The 16,103-nt window shown below is 38.6% G+C and carries 13 protein-coding genes; 7 read left to right on the plus strand and 6 right to left on the minus strand.

From position 1 onward, the window contains the following. Window positions 1–137 precede the first annotated feature (137 nt). Complete coding sequence (locus tag ACGF63_RS16075; protein ID WP_387632011.1) at window positions 138–1,040, minus strand: hypothetical protein; 903 nt, start codon at window positions 1,038–1,040, stop codon at window positions 138–140. An 814-nt stretch (window positions 1,041–1,854) separates the two neighbouring features. On the opposite strand from ACGF63_RS16075, the gene ACGF63_RS16080 reads away from it, so the two are divergent. Beyond that, complete coding sequence (locus tag ACGF63_RS16080; protein ID WP_387632014.1) at window positions 1,855–3,060, plus strand: stiblene epoxidase; 1,206 nt, start codon at window positions 1,855–1,857, stop codon at window positions 3,058–3,060. A 66-nt stretch (window positions 3,061–3,126) separates the two neighbouring features. On the opposite strand, the gene ACGF63_RS16085 is transcribed toward ACGF63_RS16080, so the two are convergent. Further along, window positions 3,127–4,821 carry a glycosyl hydrolase family 18 protein gene (locus tag ACGF63_RS16085; protein ID WP_387632016.1) on the minus strand — a complete coding sequence of 565 codons (1,695 nt, stop codon included), beginning with the start codon at window positions 4,819–4,821 and terminating at the stop codon, window positions 3,127–3,129. Window positions 4,822–5,231: 410 nt separating this feature from the next. Between ACGF63_RS16085 and stlA the strand changes: the two genes are divergently transcribed. From stlA to ACGF63_RS16110, 5 genes are all read left to right on the plus strand, one after another. Next, window positions 5,232–6,830 (plus strand): phenylalanine ammonia-lyase StlA, encoded by a 1,599-nt coding sequence (gene stlA, locus ACGF63_RS16090; RefSeq protein ID WP_051477402.1) that lies wholly within the window; start codon window positions 5,232–5,234, stop codon window positions 6,828–6,830. 97 nt (window positions 6,831–6,927) lie between these two features. Further along, entirely contained in the window at window positions 6,928–7,677 is a 750-nt protein-coding gene (gene ydfG / locus ACGF63_RS16095) for a bifunctional NADP-dependent 3-hydroxy acid dehydrogenase/3-hydroxypropionate dehydrogenase YdfG (protein WP_036847253.1), read from the plus strand. 116 nt (window positions 7,678–7,793) lie between these two features. Further along, window positions 7,794–8,156, plus strand: coding sequence for a DUF1283 family protein (locus ACGF63_RS16100; RefSeq protein ID WP_036847256.1), 363 nt, complete (start codon window positions 7,794–7,796; stop codon window positions 8,154–8,156). A 21-nt stretch (window positions 8,157–8,177) separates the two neighbouring features. Further along, window positions 8,178–8,450 (plus strand): DUF1161 domain-containing protein, encoded by a 273-nt coding sequence (locus tag ACGF63_RS16105; RefSeq protein ID WP_152962293.1) that lies wholly within the window; start codon window positions 8,178–8,180, stop codon window positions 8,448–8,450. 355 nt (window positions 8,451–8,805) lie between these two features. Further along, the gene (locus ACGF63_RS16110; RefSeq protein WP_387632020.1) at window positions 8,806–9,834 is read left to right on the plus strand and encodes an NAD(P)-dependent alcohol dehydrogenase; all 1,029 of its coding nucleotides are present in this window, start codon (window positions 8,806–8,808) and stop codon (window positions 9,832–9,834) included. A gap of 296 nt (window positions 9,835–10,130) precedes the next feature. Here the strand turns inward: ACGF63_RS16110 and ACGF63_RS16115 are convergent, their stop codons facing one another. From ACGF63_RS16115 to ACGF63_RS16130, 4 genes are all read right to left on the minus strand, one after another. Continuing rightward, window positions 10,131–11,072, minus strand: coding sequence for a phosphatidylinositol-specific phospholipase C domain-containing protein (locus ACGF63_RS16115; RefSeq protein ID WP_387632022.1), 942 nt, complete (start codon window positions 11,070–11,072; stop codon window positions 10,131–10,133). A 331-nt stretch (window positions 11,073–11,403) separates the two neighbouring features. Then, window positions 11,404–12,075 carry a dethiobiotin synthase gene (gene bioD / locus ACGF63_RS16120; protein ID WP_152962098.1) on the minus strand — a complete coding sequence of 224 codons (672 nt, stop codon included), beginning with the start codon at window positions 12,073–12,075 and terminating at the stop codon, window positions 11,404–11,406. A 176-nt stretch (window positions 12,076–12,251) separates the two neighbouring features. Further along, entirely contained in the window at window positions 12,252–13,469 is a 1,218-nt protein-coding gene (locus tag ACGF63_RS16125; protein ID WP_387632025.1) for an ROK family protein, read from the minus strand. A 123-nt stretch (window positions 13,470–13,592) separates the two neighbouring features. Continuing rightward, window positions 13,593–14,507 carry a LysR family transcriptional regulator gene (locus ACGF63_RS16130; protein WP_036847269.1) on the minus strand — a complete coding sequence of 305 codons (915 nt, stop codon included), beginning with the start codon at window positions 14,505–14,507 and terminating at the stop codon, window positions 13,593–13,595. A gap of 182 nt (window positions 14,508–14,689) precedes the next feature. Between ACGF63_RS16130 and ACGF63_RS16135 the strand changes: the two genes are divergently transcribed. Then, window positions 14,690–15,889, plus strand: a complete 1,200-nt coding sequence (locus ACGF63_RS16135; RefSeq protein ID WP_081738244.1) for an MFS transporter — start codon at window positions 14,690–14,692, stop codon at window positions 15,887–15,889. Window positions 15,890–16,103 lie beyond the last annotated feature (214 nt).

Genomic DNA, 16,103 nt, shown 5'->3' on the forward strand with positions numbered 1-16,103 from the left:
AGCGGTCGCCCCTTATTTAATCGAACTAAGGTTAAGAGTAAATAGAGAAAAATATTTCCTAGTGCCACAAGTTCACGTATAGAAAGTTTTTGAATCTTCTATACGTGGTTTCACATATTAACTAATGTATATTGAAGCTACTTTTTTGCATTGTCTTTACTGGTGTTCGGGACATATACAACTTCTTCATTTACCCCCTCTTCTGCCTTAATGATCGCGGTGTAATATTGAGATGCTTGGCTATTTGTAAAGAATGTATTAGGTGACCAAACCATCATCCCATCGTACCCTTTATTAATGACCGATCTGGTAATCTTCTGCACTGCGGATACCGAATTTCTTTCAGGAGAAACACCCAGTAACAAGTTTTCTTTTTTCATCCCGAAATTGACGTACCGAGCCAGGCTATTAACATTGCCGGCATAAGTCATCTCGTAACCTGCATCCAATAAATTTGCTATGTTTGTTGGTTCCTTAAAGTAGATCGAATCTGACCACAAGGCCTTGGTTAATACTTTTTTTGCAAAATTTGGATGGCTTTTGATCGCATCCGCTACCCAATAGAAAGATTGAGGATTACCGGAACATCTTGAATATTCATCATCAATATTGACTCCATCCAACCCGTATTTAACGACATCGTCTACCATTTCGTTGGCAAGCGCCGTTGCTGTTTCCTTGCTCATATTACATGACCAACCTGCATTTTGATGATTGCCCAGATAAGACAGTTGAACTCTGATACCTTTTTTCTGCAAATTATGCACAAGGGAAATATTTTCTTTAAGTATCGAACTTATTTCATCGTTGTAAAACAGCACAGGATTCTTTGAAGCGTTGCTGTTAATGTTGGCTGCGAATAATATAACATCGGAAAAAAATGGTTTTTCAGTCCGTTTCACAACAAAATTACCGATGTCTTTGACATGTTGCGGTGAAGGATTGTTCAGAAATACAACATTACTTGCTGCAAAAGACTGATTTGTTACAAAGGCAACGATAAGTGCAACCTTCAACAGATTGATATTTTTTAATCTCATGAATAAACCTTTTATTTTATCTTCGGAACGAGTTCACCCTGCCCCTTCCTCCCGAAGAAGCTTTTTATGGTAATTATTTTATCGACAATATAAAAACCGTCTAAAATATATATAGTGCCAGTTATAGAACACAGGAACTAATGACAATAAAATAGCAGATTAAACTTAGTTTGTTTTCTTAAAAAATATTATTGATTTGCTATAAAAACCGATAAATAGAGATACTGATCCCCACCATAAATATAGAAGGGAAATATTTATGCATAATTAAGTTATGTCATTATTCCCCTCTTATCCAATCCAGGAGATGCCCGCTCGCGATAACTAATTATGCTATGGTGATCACACTCGAATTATTAGCAACAATTTCAAGTGTTAAAATTATTTCATAACACATTTATAATATTTCGTTAATAATTTAAATTTTAATAAAATAAATATCACATTATTTATTTTTCGTCTTTTAACGCCATGTATTTATAAATAAATGAAACACTAAAAAATTTAATATTTTCATTGCAATCAGATGCTAACCATATGAAAAAAATAAAATAAAAACATCAAAAAAATAATTAAATTAGATAACTTAAGGATTTAAATAATCATTTAATATCATTTAATAAACAATAATATAGATTCATTTTAAGAATATTTTTATTAATAAAGACAAATATTTCTTGCTCGTTTCCTATGTAAAGTATATTTTCACGTCAAATACTATAATACAAGTAATCGCTGTAAATGAATAATGTCAGGTAAATATATTACCATGACTTATCCAGAATCGTTCATATACTACAATGGGAGAAATACGATGCATGTTGGTATCATTGGTGCCGGGATCGGTGGTGCATGTCTGGCACACGGCTTACGCAAAAATAACATAAAAGTGACAGTCTATGAACGAAACCTTGCCGCGTCATCCGAACTTCCCGGTTATGGGATTCATCTTAATACATTCGGCCAACAGGCACTGCAAGAATGTCTTCCAGATATAAACTGGTTAACCTTTAAGAAGGTGTCAAGATATATTGGCGGGCAATCGCGGTTTTATAATGAACGTCTGCGTCTTCTTGCCGTTCAGGGCGGTATTTCTCCAATGAACGGGCTGATCATTTCCGAGCAGCGCCTGTCAATCAGTAGAACTGAACTTAGAGATATACTAATCAAGGGACTTTCAAATACAATTCAGTGGAACAAAGCATTCGTTCGTTATGAAAATATTGAAAACGGGGGAGTCAGGGTTTTTTTTGCTGATGGAAGTCACGACGATGTCGATGTTCTTATCGGTGCCGATGGCAGTAACTCAAAAGTACGTAAGCAGTACCTTCCCTCGATAGAAAGATTTAGTGTAGGTGTGAGTATGATTGTGGGTCGTTCGCGTCTTACTCCAGCTCTTGCAGCCATATTGCCACAAAATTTCCTGGATGGCTCACCCAACAGTATCATACCGAAAAGCCCAGACTGGCTGTTTATTACTATGTGGCGTGCTCCAGTTGATACTCATGTAGAAGCTACTTCGGCAGAAATCGATAATTTTATAGTATGGGTCTACGTAGCAGCAACAGATAGTTTTCCTAATAATGTGACTGATTTTTCTGCTGAATCGCTCTGCAATCTAGTCCGGTCCCGTATGACTTCATGGGATCCAAACCTGCATACTCTGGTTAAACACAGCGATATGGAAAACGTGTCTCTGATACCTTTACGCAGCATGCCCTATCTTCCACCGTGGCAATCCAGCCCTATCACATTACTTGGGGATGCTATTCATAATATGACGCCAATGGCAGGCGCAGGAGCAAACACAGCGCTGAGAGATGCACTTTTACTCACACAAACGCTTACCCGCGTAGCGTCCGGGCATGAAGAATTAGTCAAGGCAATTTCAGATTATGAGCAACAGATGCGCACATACGCTAATGAAATCGTTGGGATTTCGTTGCGCAGCGCACAAAACGCGGTAGAACATTTTGCCATTCCGCCGTTAAAACAACGGCATTTAAGCCGAAAGCACTAAGGAAGAAATAAGGGTAAATAATCCGCCACCAGTACATATATCATACTGGTGGCTTCATTTAACTAATTATGAAATTTTAATCCAGGGATAAGCATCAGATGTTTCAGCGCCATCTGGTGCAGTGCCCCTATTCCACCATTTAGCTTCCCAGTTTTGGTCCTTCCAACTGACTCTATCACCAGCCTGATATTCCTTGTTTGCATCCCATGTCGGGTAATCACCGCCCTTGCCATGATCACCCGGATCAACATTGATGCCTTTAAAATAGAATGGTGTCATATCTATTTTTTTCGTGACTAACTCACAGCCAAGACCTTCCCTGGCTGCATTGACTAATAAGCCTCGGTCTTGATCCGCAGTCCATGTAAATATTCCTCCCAGATTCTTTTCCAGTGCATATTGAGCTTTGGCTTTAACAGAACGAGGGGTATCAATAGAAATGAACAACTTGCTCTCCTTATTATAGAGATAATCAGCATCTGCTATATCATCAGTACAAAAATAAAAATTATTTCTCCCCTTTTTACCTTCCAAATCCAGATAATTATATATAGTGTCGTACCATTCTGTTGTTCCTGATTCAAATGAACCGGTTGTCGTAATTTTCGGTTCCTTTTTCGGAATATAGCCCGGATCATAACTGCCGGATAATGGCGAGTAACTATCAATAACCGCATTTCTGGCATTACGTGAGTATGCAGCATAACCAATATTAATTACAGATGCAGGAACACCGATACTCAGTAAATATTCAACCGCTTTTTCTACACTATTTTCACCTCCAGGATAATCACGAAGATTCGTGTGATGCATCAATTTTTCGGCCCACGGAGTACCAAAGAAATCATAGGTCATAACATTAATACCATATAGTCCAACCTCTAATAATTCTGGTATTTTTGATTTCTCCATTTTTTCTGGCACTGCGGAACAGGCTATACTTATTTTTACATCCGATCGCCCCGCTTCTTTAAAAGCAGCGGTTAAGTCTCGAATTAAACTAACATAATAATCGCCATCGTCTGGAGCATAAATATTACCGTCATTCCCGGCAACACCTGGGTATTCCCAGTCAATATCAATTTCGGTGAACATAGGGAAACGTCGGAATATATCAACCAGACTCGAACAGAAATAGGATTTCAGTGTTTCGTCTCTGACCATATTATAAAAGCCATTACTCATGGTCCAACCACCGACACTGAATGACATAATAAGGTCATGGCCCTGGGCTTTTGCAGCCTGTTGAATCTTAGCCAATCCACCTAATACGCCCATACTTTTAGATTGCTCGAAATCCCTTGGCATTTGGATATCCTGCCAACCAGAATAAGTGCAATTCTGATAAGACTGGCAATCACCCCAGGCATCTGTAAATGTGACTTCACCGTTATTGGTGCGGGCAAATAGTGGTGCTTGCTCTTTAATTTGCTGCTTCTTTTCACCCTCATCACCTAATATTCCACAGAAACCAATAACTAATTTATCATACGCAAAAGGATTATCTAAAAGGTGCTGTAAATCTATTCCTCTACCACGACTGACGGGATCTTGATTTCCTTGTAATCTGCCATCATATTGCGACCAATCTGTATAATAGCCAAAAACTTTAGGCTTATTTTGTGTATCATATTTATTATAAACCGGTAATAAAACTCTCCCCGATGTGTAACTGAAATTTATTGTTTCAGTTGATGGATTGAAATTGTCTATTTTATAAGATTGTTCACTAAGAGAATCTGTCTTGATTATTTTTGACATAAAATCACCTCGACTAGATATCAATTTATTTTTCGATGAACATTCAAATTATTTTACTTCGTGTGGTAACACAATTATATTCTAGCTTGTATTCTTAGGAAAACAAATAATTGCTATTTGTTTGATTGTCAATGATCAACCTAATTTTATGTCAACACATTGAACATTATCATCTCTTTATTATAATGTGGTAAAACCAAAAACAATAATATCAAATCGAAAATATATTACATCTTTATTGTTACAATCACCAATATTAATGAAGATTTGTAAATTAATTTTTACGATTAATTTATTTTGATTTTATTCTCAAGTGACTATTTTTTTATTTTATATCTATACTAACTTGTATCATTAAGGGTATTTGTTTCTTTAATTTATTATTATCACTCTTATATATGGAGATTAAAATGAAATCTAAAGATGTTCAGCCAACCATTATTATTAATAATAATAACGTTATTGCTCTGGAAGACATCTATAATATTGCTATAAAACAAAAAAAAGTAGAAATATCAAAGGATATCATTGAGCTTTTGAGCCGTGGTCGTGAAAAATTAGAGGAAAAATTAAATTCTGGCGAGGTTATATACGGGATTAATACAGGATTTGGCGGGAATGCTAACTTAGTTGTGCCATTTGATAAGATCTCAGAACATCAAAAAAATCTGCTGACTTTTCTCTCTGCCGGCACCGGGGACTTTATGTCCAAAACTTGTATTAAAGCGTCACAATTCACTATGTTACTTTCCGTTTGCAAAGGTTGGTCTGCAACCAGACCCATTGTTGCTCAAACGATAGCCGATCATATTAATCATGATATTGTTCCTCTGGTTCCTCGTTATGGTTCCGTCGGCGCAAGCGGTGATTTGATTCCATTATCTTATATTGCACGCGCATTATGTGGTATTGGTAAAGTGTATTATATGGGAGAAGAAATTAGTGCGGCTGAAGCAATTAAACATGCCGGGTTGACGCCATTATCATTACAAGCCAAAGAAGGCCTTGCCCTCATTAATGGCACCCGGGTAATGTCAGGCATCAGCGCAGTTGCTGTTATTAAACTGGAAAAACTATTTAAAGCATCAATTTCTGCTATTGCCCTGGCTGTTGAAGCATTACTTGCATCTCATGAACATTATGATGCCCGAATTCAGCAAGTAAAAAATCATCCCGGTCAGAAAGCCGTAGCGAGTACATTGCGTAATTTATTGGCAGGCTCGACTCAGGTTGATTTATTATCAGGGATTAAAGAACAAGCAAATAAAGTTTGTCGTCACCAGGAAGTCACCCAACTAAATGATACCTTACAGGAGGTTTATTCAATTCGTTGTGCACCACAAATATTAGGTGTAGTACCAGAATCTTTAGCCACAGCCCGAAAAATATTAGAGCGAGAAGTCATCTCTGCGAATGATAACCCACTGATCGATCCAGAAAATGGCGATGTTCTGCATGGCGGGAACTTTATGGGGCAATATGTCGCCCGGACAATGGATGCGTTAAAACTGGATATCGCTTTAGTCGCCAATCACCTCCATGCAATTGTGGCACTTATGATGGATAACCGTTTTTCCCGTGGGTTACCCAATTCACTTAGCCCAACTCCCGGCATGTATCAAGGTTTTAAAGGCGTCCAGCTTTCTCAAACTGCTTTAGTTGCTGCAATCCGTCATGATTGCGCTGCATCTGGTATTCATACTCTCGCTACAGAGCAATATAACCAGGATATTGTCAGTTTGGGATTACATGCGGCACAAGATGTTTTAGAAATGGAGCAGAAATTACGCAATATTGTATCAATGACAATTTTGATCGTTTGTCAGGCAATTTATCTCCGTGGCAATATTAGTCAAATTGCGCCTGAAACAGCGAAATTTTACCATGCGGTACGTGAAATCAGCCCTCCCCTGGTCACTGATCGTGCATTAGATGAGGATATAATCCGCATTGCAGATGCAATTATTAATGATCAACTCCCACTGCCAGAGATTATTCTGGAAGAGTAAAAAGAAAATGACTGAAAATTTTCAGTGATCTCTTGACTAAAAATGCAGAACCCCATTTACTGCAATAAAAATAGTATTAGTACACAAGGGGTTTTGTATGATTATCTTTGTAACAGGAGCAACATCAGGTTTTGGTGAAGCGATCACCCGAAAATTCATTCAAAATGGCGCTAAAGTTATTGGGGCTGGCCGCCGTAAGGCACGGTTAGAAAACTTAAAAGTTGAACTGGGTGATGATTTTTACGCGGTTCAACTTGATGTGACTGATCAGGCTGCTATCAGCCAGGTTATACAACAATTGCCAGAATCACTTCGTAATATTGATGTTTTAGTTAATAACGCAGGTTTGGCGCTTGGATTAGAACCCGCGTATCTGGCTAACCAAAGTGACTGGGAAATAATGATTGATACCAACGCTAAAGGCGTTGTGAATATGACCCGTGCCCTGCTGCCTGAAATGGTGGAAAAAAATCATGGGCATATTATTAATATCGGTTCTACTGCTGCGAATTGGCCATATTCAGGTGGGAATGTTTATGGCGCAACTAAAGCCTTCGTCAAACAGTTTAGTCTGGGCTTACGGGCAGATTTACAAGGGAAAAATATCCGTGTCACTGATATAGAACCCGGTTTAGTTGGCGGTACCGAGTTTTCTTTAGTCCGCTTTAAAGGTGACAATAATAAAGTGAATAAAACCTACGATGGAACTCAGGCATTAACAGCTGAAGATGTCGCAGAAGCCGTTTTTTGGGTTGCCAACTTACCTGTACATGTCAACATTAATACATTGGAAATGATGCCGGTTTGTCAGTCATTTGCCGGACTTAGTGTGCATAGAAATATATAATCACATTCTTCTTGATAATTTGTTGAATATCTTCATGCTATCTTATAATTTATCTATCTGATAATTTCCTATTGTGCCATCGAGTTTGGCTCCACTCTCTTTCAAGAGGATAAAAGATGAATTTTTGTAATTCTTTGATATTAAAAGCTATGCCCGCTATCGCGCTGGTCATTCCTTTGTTATGGCAAGCGCCGGCACTGGCGGCAACCTGCTCTTCCGGGGGAACCTGCGTCACAGTAAATGGCAACGGAGATACTGCGCTAAGTAAAGAAGCGGCCCGTCAAAGTAAAGAACAATGGGATGAAACCAAGAATCTTCGTACCAAAGTTAATAAACGTGCCGAGAAGGAATTTGATAAGTTCGATAAAGCGATTGACGCTCGCGATGCATGTATGAAAAGCACCAATATCAATGCTTATTGGGAACCCAATACCGAACGTTGCTTAGACAGCAATACTGGTATGCCTATCAGACCGTAATATAAGGTGATGATAATGAAGATGAAAAAAGCACTTTTATTCAGTGCGTTGCTCGTTACTGTATCTCCATTTGCGCTTGCTGCACAAGCTTCATGCGAAAGCGTGAAAGAGCAGATTACTCAGAAAATTATCCATAATGGTGTGCCGGAATCTAGCTTTAAATTGGAAATTATTCCTAATGACCAAACCGAACAAGCCGGTGGTAAGATCGTTGGTCATTGTGAAAATAATACCAAAAAGATTGTGTATACCCGGCAAGGGAGCCAATCCACAAACCCGTCAGTCACAGAATAAACTTTTATTGTTTTTCTGGGGGATACGCGGAATTCAGAGAAAATATTACGCAAATATTTTCCAATCTAAATAAATAGAGGTCGAGGCTATACGCCTTCGACCTCTATTGTTAAATATTTTATTTTATAAAAATCAAGTTGGTAGTTTAAAATAGGAAATATTATAAGTGATTTTATCACTAGAAAAATTATATATGTCAAAAAAATGACAAACAGGACAGCTTTCTTTTTTGATTGACGTAAAAAACATCTATTTTTAATAAAGTTTCAACTTACATCACACAAATATAATAATTTTCGTTCTAATATCTCCCCAACCAATTGATATCGATAACATTATAATGCGAGAGTGTATCATGAAGGCATTAGTATTAGAAAAAGCGGGTCAGATTTCAATTCAAGACTGGGAAACCACCGAAATATTGGGTGAAAATGATGTTGAGATAAAAATTCATTCTGTGGGGATTTGCGGCAGCGATGTGCATTATTACCAATACGGGCGTATTGGGCCATTTGTTGTCGAAAAGCCGATGATCCTCGGGCACGAAGCATCAGGTGTAATCACCGCGGTAGGTAAAAAGGTGACTCACTTAAAAATGGGTGATCGTGTCTGTATGGAGCCTGGCATTCCTAATCTGCAATCACCACAATCACGGGCAGGTATTTATAACTTAGATCCAGAAGTCCGTTTTTGGGCGACTCCCCCTATTGATGGCTGCTTACGTGAAAGCGTTATTCACCCAGCAGCATTTACGTTCAAATTACCTGACAATGTCAGTTTTGCCGAAGGTGCAATGGTTGAGCCATTAGCTATCGGTATGCAAGCCGCCACAAAAGCAGAAATTAAACCAGGAGATATCGCATTAGTTGTTGGTGCCGGCACTATCGGAATTGTGACTGCACTGGCTACATTAGCCGGTGGTTGTTCTGATGTCATTATTTGTGATGTATTTGATGAAAAACTAGAAATTGCAAAACAGTATCCAGGTCTTCACCCTGTTAATAGCAAAGTACTTGCTGAGAAAGTTAACGCATTAACCGATGGTAATGGCGTCAATATTCTATTTGAATGTAGTGGTGCAAAACCCGTCGTTGCGACTATTTCAGAGCACATTGCACTAGGTGGAACAGCTGTTCTGGTTGGTATGCCTATCGATCCGGTACCACTTGATATTGTCTCTGCTCAAGCTAAAGAGATCACATTCAAAACCATTTTCCGCTACGCAAATATGTATCCTCGTACTATCCGTTTACTTAGCTCTGGCAAGCTCAATGTAACCCCCCTATTGTCCGCAACCTATAAATTTAAAAACAGCGTTCAGGCTTACGAGCGAGCCGCTGAGGGCCGTCCGACAGATATCAAAATTATGTTGGAAATGGAGTAACACATGGCGCTCTACGCTAGTATTGATTGCGGTACATAAAGTACTAAGGTCATTATTGTCGATAGCCAAAAAGCGCATATTTTGGGTGAAGGCGGTTCACCTCACCCAATAATTAGCGATTCAAACGGCCGTCATGAACAGCTGACTCACTGGTGGACAGAAGCATTGGAAAGTGCCTTTTCCCAAGCGATTGAGCAAGCAGGATGAAAAGTGCTCATTAACTATATTTGCGAGGAGTATAATCTTGATGTTCTTACCGGATCATAACATGCTCTCAACTCTTTTCGGTCAGGCTTTTACACAATGTCACCTGTAATATTATTGCAGGAAATTATGGTCTTCATATCATTTTCGTTGAATATATCAATATGATCGGTCGCCAATATACCGTAGTATTGAGTACTCGTTGATTTTAAATAATCTAATAATTTTTTTCTCATCTCTTTGGCAATATGTTCAATTGACTCATTAGCATCATCTCTATTATGTGCATTGAGCCCATTGAAATAAAAACCAGAATAGTTAGCGGCATAAGCACTAGATGCACTATCTAATTGGTCCTTAACTAATTTCCATTTTTTAGAGACATTATTTTCACTATCAAAATCTTGCTTCCGTATATCATCCCACTGAATTCCAGCTAGCGTTTTCACATTCGAAATGATAGTGATTTTATTTCTCACCGCCCCCAAGCTAACATTAGCTCCGCTGGGATTAAAATACATTGAACTACGATATTCACCATATTTACCATCGAATATATTCATGAACTCCTGATTAGAAGCGGTAGAATGTTCTTGTTTTATCCTCATTAAAATTGTCTCTGACGGATTATCCCTCAAAAATGCAAGGCACTGGTTCATAACGTCATCGAAATTAATTTTTTCATCTATTGGGCCATGATGCATTTGGAAAGAGCCTTTCTTAACACAACATCGTATATCAAGATAACGAGCTCCCATTCTAAGTTGAGCGGCTAGATTGTATGTCTGACATTTTCCAAAGACAAAGTCCGATCTTCTAGCACATGAGTTGTGCGTCCCAAATATTGTCATATTAGCCAATGGCTGGGAATTTGGAACGGCTTTCATCCAATTATGGAACGAGAAAGTCGGTAACACTTTGATTTTTATATATCCAGGATCACCGAAGGTAGCGTGGGGACTTGTGGTGCATGAAATTGTATATTCACCAGGCACCACGAAATTTTCGGATTCGGTTTCTTTTTTGTTTGGCATATATATCCTTTGTCATATTTGCTGACGCTGGATTTCTCCAGCCTTGTACTGTTCTATATGAAATACCTAATATATCACGCGCTATATTCTTGCTACCAGTAATCAGGCTTAATTTCTGCCGAGGGTGTCGCAAAAGCTAAAAATACGCTTTCTATACCTGAACCCTACAGGACGGCAAAGTGGAATTTGAAATGTATGATTAATAATATCGTATGGCAATGGATTGATGGAAAACCTCACTTTTTTTAAAAGTGAGGTTTTCTTATTAAATTTTCAAACATCACAGTCAAAATATTTGTCTATTTTGTTCATTCAATATTTCAATTCTTTATTATTTTACAACCTGTTTTAATAAGGTGGAAATATCCAGATAGCAGGATAGATCTTTTTCTTCCGGACGTAAAATATAAGGGATTTCACCTAACTGTGGTGCATTAATGTGACGGCGTAATCTATCCATAACTTTCGCATAATGCGATATACCAGGATTAATCCTATTTGCTACCCATCCTATTAACTGCAACCCATCATTTATGATTGTCTGAGCGGTTAAAATTGAATGATTTACACAACCAGGTTGAATACCTACCACTAAAATGACTGGAATTTTTTCCTGAATCACCCAATCAAAATAAAAAGTTTCATCATTCAACAACACACGCCAACCGTCGTTGCCTTCAATAATAACGCAATCTGCTTTACTGCTAAGGTTATTTAATCCTTTTTTCATCTGATCGAAATCAACCTGATTTTCTTCACAATAACTGCTTTTCCAGATAACGGGGTTAATTTCTTCATATTTAAACTGAACGGGAGAGGATTTTTGTAAAATCAGACCATCTCGATTACGCATTCCTTCTTCTGTTTCATACCCTTCTGTGGCTATAGGCTTATAACCTACGGCTGTTGTTCCGTCACGATTAAAAGCTTGTAATAATGCACGGGTAACAACTGTTTTACCGATGTTGGTATCTGTCCCCGTAACAAATAGGCGAGTTAACATAAATTCTGTTTTCCATAATGACAGATAAAATCCGGTTAATGAGCACTTAAGTTTAGAGGGTACGGCTATAAGGGAGATTGCGTTAGCTCAATGTTTTGTTTAATTATTGCGTAAATTGAGGAAGAAAAAATTTATATAAAGCAAATATTACAACCAGAGAACGTTTATCAGGTCTATTATCCTTTCATTAAATTAACCAACAATGAGCCGTCATATAAAGCATTTTTAACTGATGACACCGCAGATAATGTTCCTGAGTTATTGAATTCGGTTGCAACCAACTGAACCTGTTTACTATAAGCAGGCAAAGCGTGTTTTTGAATGCATTCATTAATAACAGGATACAAAATTTGCTGTGAAGTATTAAGTGGAGAACCAATCAGAATTTTTTCTGGGTTAAATAAGTTCACCATAATTGCGACAATATGACCAATTTTTACCCCTATATCATGGATAATATCCATTGCCAGAGTATCTCCTTTATTCACCGCTTGACAGAATGATTCAATAGTCAGCGGTTCACAGTTAAGTAAAGAATCTGGCGCCGTTATTAACTGCTGCTTTGCTCTGGATAAAATGTGACTGATACCTGCAACTATTTCCAGACATCCCAAGTTACCGCAATAGCAACGTTCACCATCAGGTTCAGCTTGAATATGCCCTATTTCCATAACACTACCGTTGCTCGCATGTAATGTTTGTCCTGCAATGACAACGCCAATCCCAATATTTTCACCAATAACAACTTGGATAATATTCTGACAATTTTTTGCCGCACCATATAACGATTCAGCCATCGTCCAGGCTATGATTTCATGTTGGAGAAATACCGGTAATCCGATGCGACGATGCAGGTACTCACCTATTGACAATTCTTGAATCTGATAATAGGGAAAGTCGCGGATTAAACCTTTAATCGGATCAACAATCGCGTTTATAGTAATGCTAATTGCTGTCAGACGCTCAAGACGAGAGTGATATCGGCCAAAAAATGCATCAATTTCATCAGTAATACAGTCCAAAAAGGATTTTCTATTGCTGGCCGGTAATGGTAAGACATCTTCAACAATTAACTTGCCGCTTAGATCACGGAGACCCAATATTAAATTTCCCAGACTAATATTAACACACAATAAATGCCAGCTTTCAGAATCAAGTTTCAGTCCGGTCGCCGGGCGTCCTCTGAATCCCAAATCCAGAAATTCTGTTTCCATCACTAAGTGCGTATCAACCAATTCACGAACAATCTTAGTAATACTCGCTGGGGCAAGTTGTGCTTTTTTAGATAGCTCAATACGGGAAATTGGGCCATATTGATCAATTAACCGATAAACAGCACCAATATTAGTCTGTTTTATTTGATCAATATGACCTGGTTGTCCATCCATACTCACCCTTTCGCTCTTTAATTAATTTGTGCTTCAAAATAATTGTCGGCTGATTATGTCGATGTTTTAGGCAAAAAGTATCATTCTTTCAATCAATATGTGATATTAAGCACGAAATTTAGCTGATTTTTACTCATTTTTCTCATTCAGAATATTAGATATGAGTAGTCTTGTCAGTCTGTCTGCCGCGGCTGATACGGGTCGGCTTTTATGATTGACTAACCAAACCTCAGAGAAAGATTGGTTATCAGCTAATGGAATATATTGAACACCATCGACTTTCATACGGGTAAAAGATTCAGTCACAACACTGATCCCTAGCCCAGCAGAGACAAGACCAAGAATAGTCATTGCCTCACCGGCTTCCTGTGAAATCATCGGTGTCACACCCGCTTGGGCAAGTAAAGTAACGATTTCATCATACAAAGCAGTTCCAACTTCACGTTCAAAAAATACCAATGGATGGCCCGCCAACATGTCGAGCTTTATTCCCAGCTGAGCATATTCTAATAAAGGGTGTCCATCGTAAACAGCCAGCATAAAAGATTCACGAAATAATAGCCGGTGCTCCAAGTTATCCGGTAATTGCGTATTACGCATGATCCCAATATCTAACCGCCCAGTCAGCAACGGAGCAATCTGGCGTTTGGTGTTCATTTGATGCATATGAATAGATACTTCTGGGTATCGTTCGCGGAATTGCCGTAAACTCAACGTGACTTTATGCATAAACGGTGTTGTAGACGTGAAACCAATAGATATTTCACCTAATTCGCCTTTTTGCATTCTCGCTGCTTTTATCACTGCGGCATCAACCTGCGCCAGAATCTGATAAGCCTCCTCCAGAAACATGTTACCTGCCGGGGTCAGGCTTACATTCCGGTTATTACGCTCTAATAACTGTGCATTTATACTATTTTCAAGTGACTGAATTTGTTGGCTTAACGGAGGCTGTGAAATATTAAGCCGCTCTGCTGCGCGACCAAAATGTAATTCCTCTGCAACTGCAACAAAGTAACGTAAGTGCCGTAATTCGATAGCCATAATCACCTTTGAGATCTAATACATATTATTATTAATGATTAATATATTAGACAAAATATTTTGCAATTCATATGCTTGATCTGGATCAAAATGCAAGTTGCTTATTTAATTAAGGAAATCATGTGAGCACCACCCGTAGCATCAGCGAAAACCCAACTCCCGATAATAATCTTGTCCAGGATATGCAAAATAAGAGAGATTATATTCAGAAGGAAGATCCTTTGTATATCAGGGTGACGTTGTCACTCTTTACCGTAGGATTAGCAACATTTGCCCTGCTCTACTTTGTTCAACCAATTTTACCTATATTATCGGAAGATTTTGGCGTTTCTCCGGCCACCAGCAGTTTATCTTTATCGCTTTCGACTGGGATGCTGGCGCTGGGGTTATTGATAACCGGCCCTTTATCTGATGCTATTGGCCGTAAAAATGTTATGGTAACCGCGCTATCTGCCGCCGCATTTTTCACTTTACTCAGTGCATTTATGACCAGTTGGCATGGAATTCTGATTGTGCGCGCTCTGGTTGGTTTATCTCTCAGTGGCGTAGCAGCCGTTGCAATGACTTACCTTAGTGAGGAAATTCATCCTCACTTTGTTGCTTTATCAATGGGGCTTTATATCAGCGGTAATGCTATTGGCGGAATGAGTGGGCGGTTAATATCGGGGGTGATAACTGATCATTTCTCATGGCGGGTTTCTGTCATCGTATTAGGCTTATTTGCCTTAATTGCTGCAATTATGTTTTGTCGCATGTTGCCTGAATCCCGTCGTTTCCGGCCAAGTTCTCTCAAACCTAAATCTTTATTGATAAATCTGAGATTACATTTTCGTGATAAAGGGTTGCCATTATTATTTTCCGAAGCATTTTTACTCATGGGGGGGTTTATTACGATGTTTAATTATATCAGTTATCGTTTACTGGACTCACCCTATCATTTTAGTCAATCAACTGTCGGTATGTTGTCCATTGTCTATTTAGCCGGTACATACAGCGCATCTAAAGTGGGTAGATTAACAAATCAGTATGGACTCGGAAAAATACTCATAGTGATGATTAGTATGATGCTAATGGGTACTCTTATTACCATGCTGCCCTCTACTGTGATGATTATAATTGGGATGGTCATACTCACTTCCGGTTTCTTTGCCGCACACGCTGTCGCCAGCAGTTGGGTTGGACGTCGCGCTCGTCGGGCCAAAGCACAGGCATCATCTCTCTATCTCTTTTGTTATTACGCCGGCTCAAGTGTAGCGGGTACTTTTGGCGGCATATTCTGGCTACAATGGGGTTGGAACGGCGTCGTTTTATTTATTACCCTGCTCATCCTTTTAGCTCTGCTGCTGGGGATTAAGCTCGCTAAACTCCCTGAGGCAAAATAATCGAAAGTAACAATTTTATCTATAACTAATAGCGGATTACTATCCACTATGGATGGAAATCCGCTTAACCTTATTATTACCATCCGTTTACCGGAACTTTACATTACACTGCCGCCCGTCAGTCAATATCCTCACTATCTGATTTGTCAAAAATTAATTTATTTTTTTCACGAAACGCTAAAAATCATGGAAATATTATCTGATCAGAAAAATA

It is taken from the genome of Photorhabdus sp. RM322S (assembly GCF_042879395.1).
Lineage (GTDB): Bacteria > Pseudomonadota > Gammaproteobacteria > Enterobacterales > Enterobacteriaceae > Photorhabdus > Photorhabdus khanii.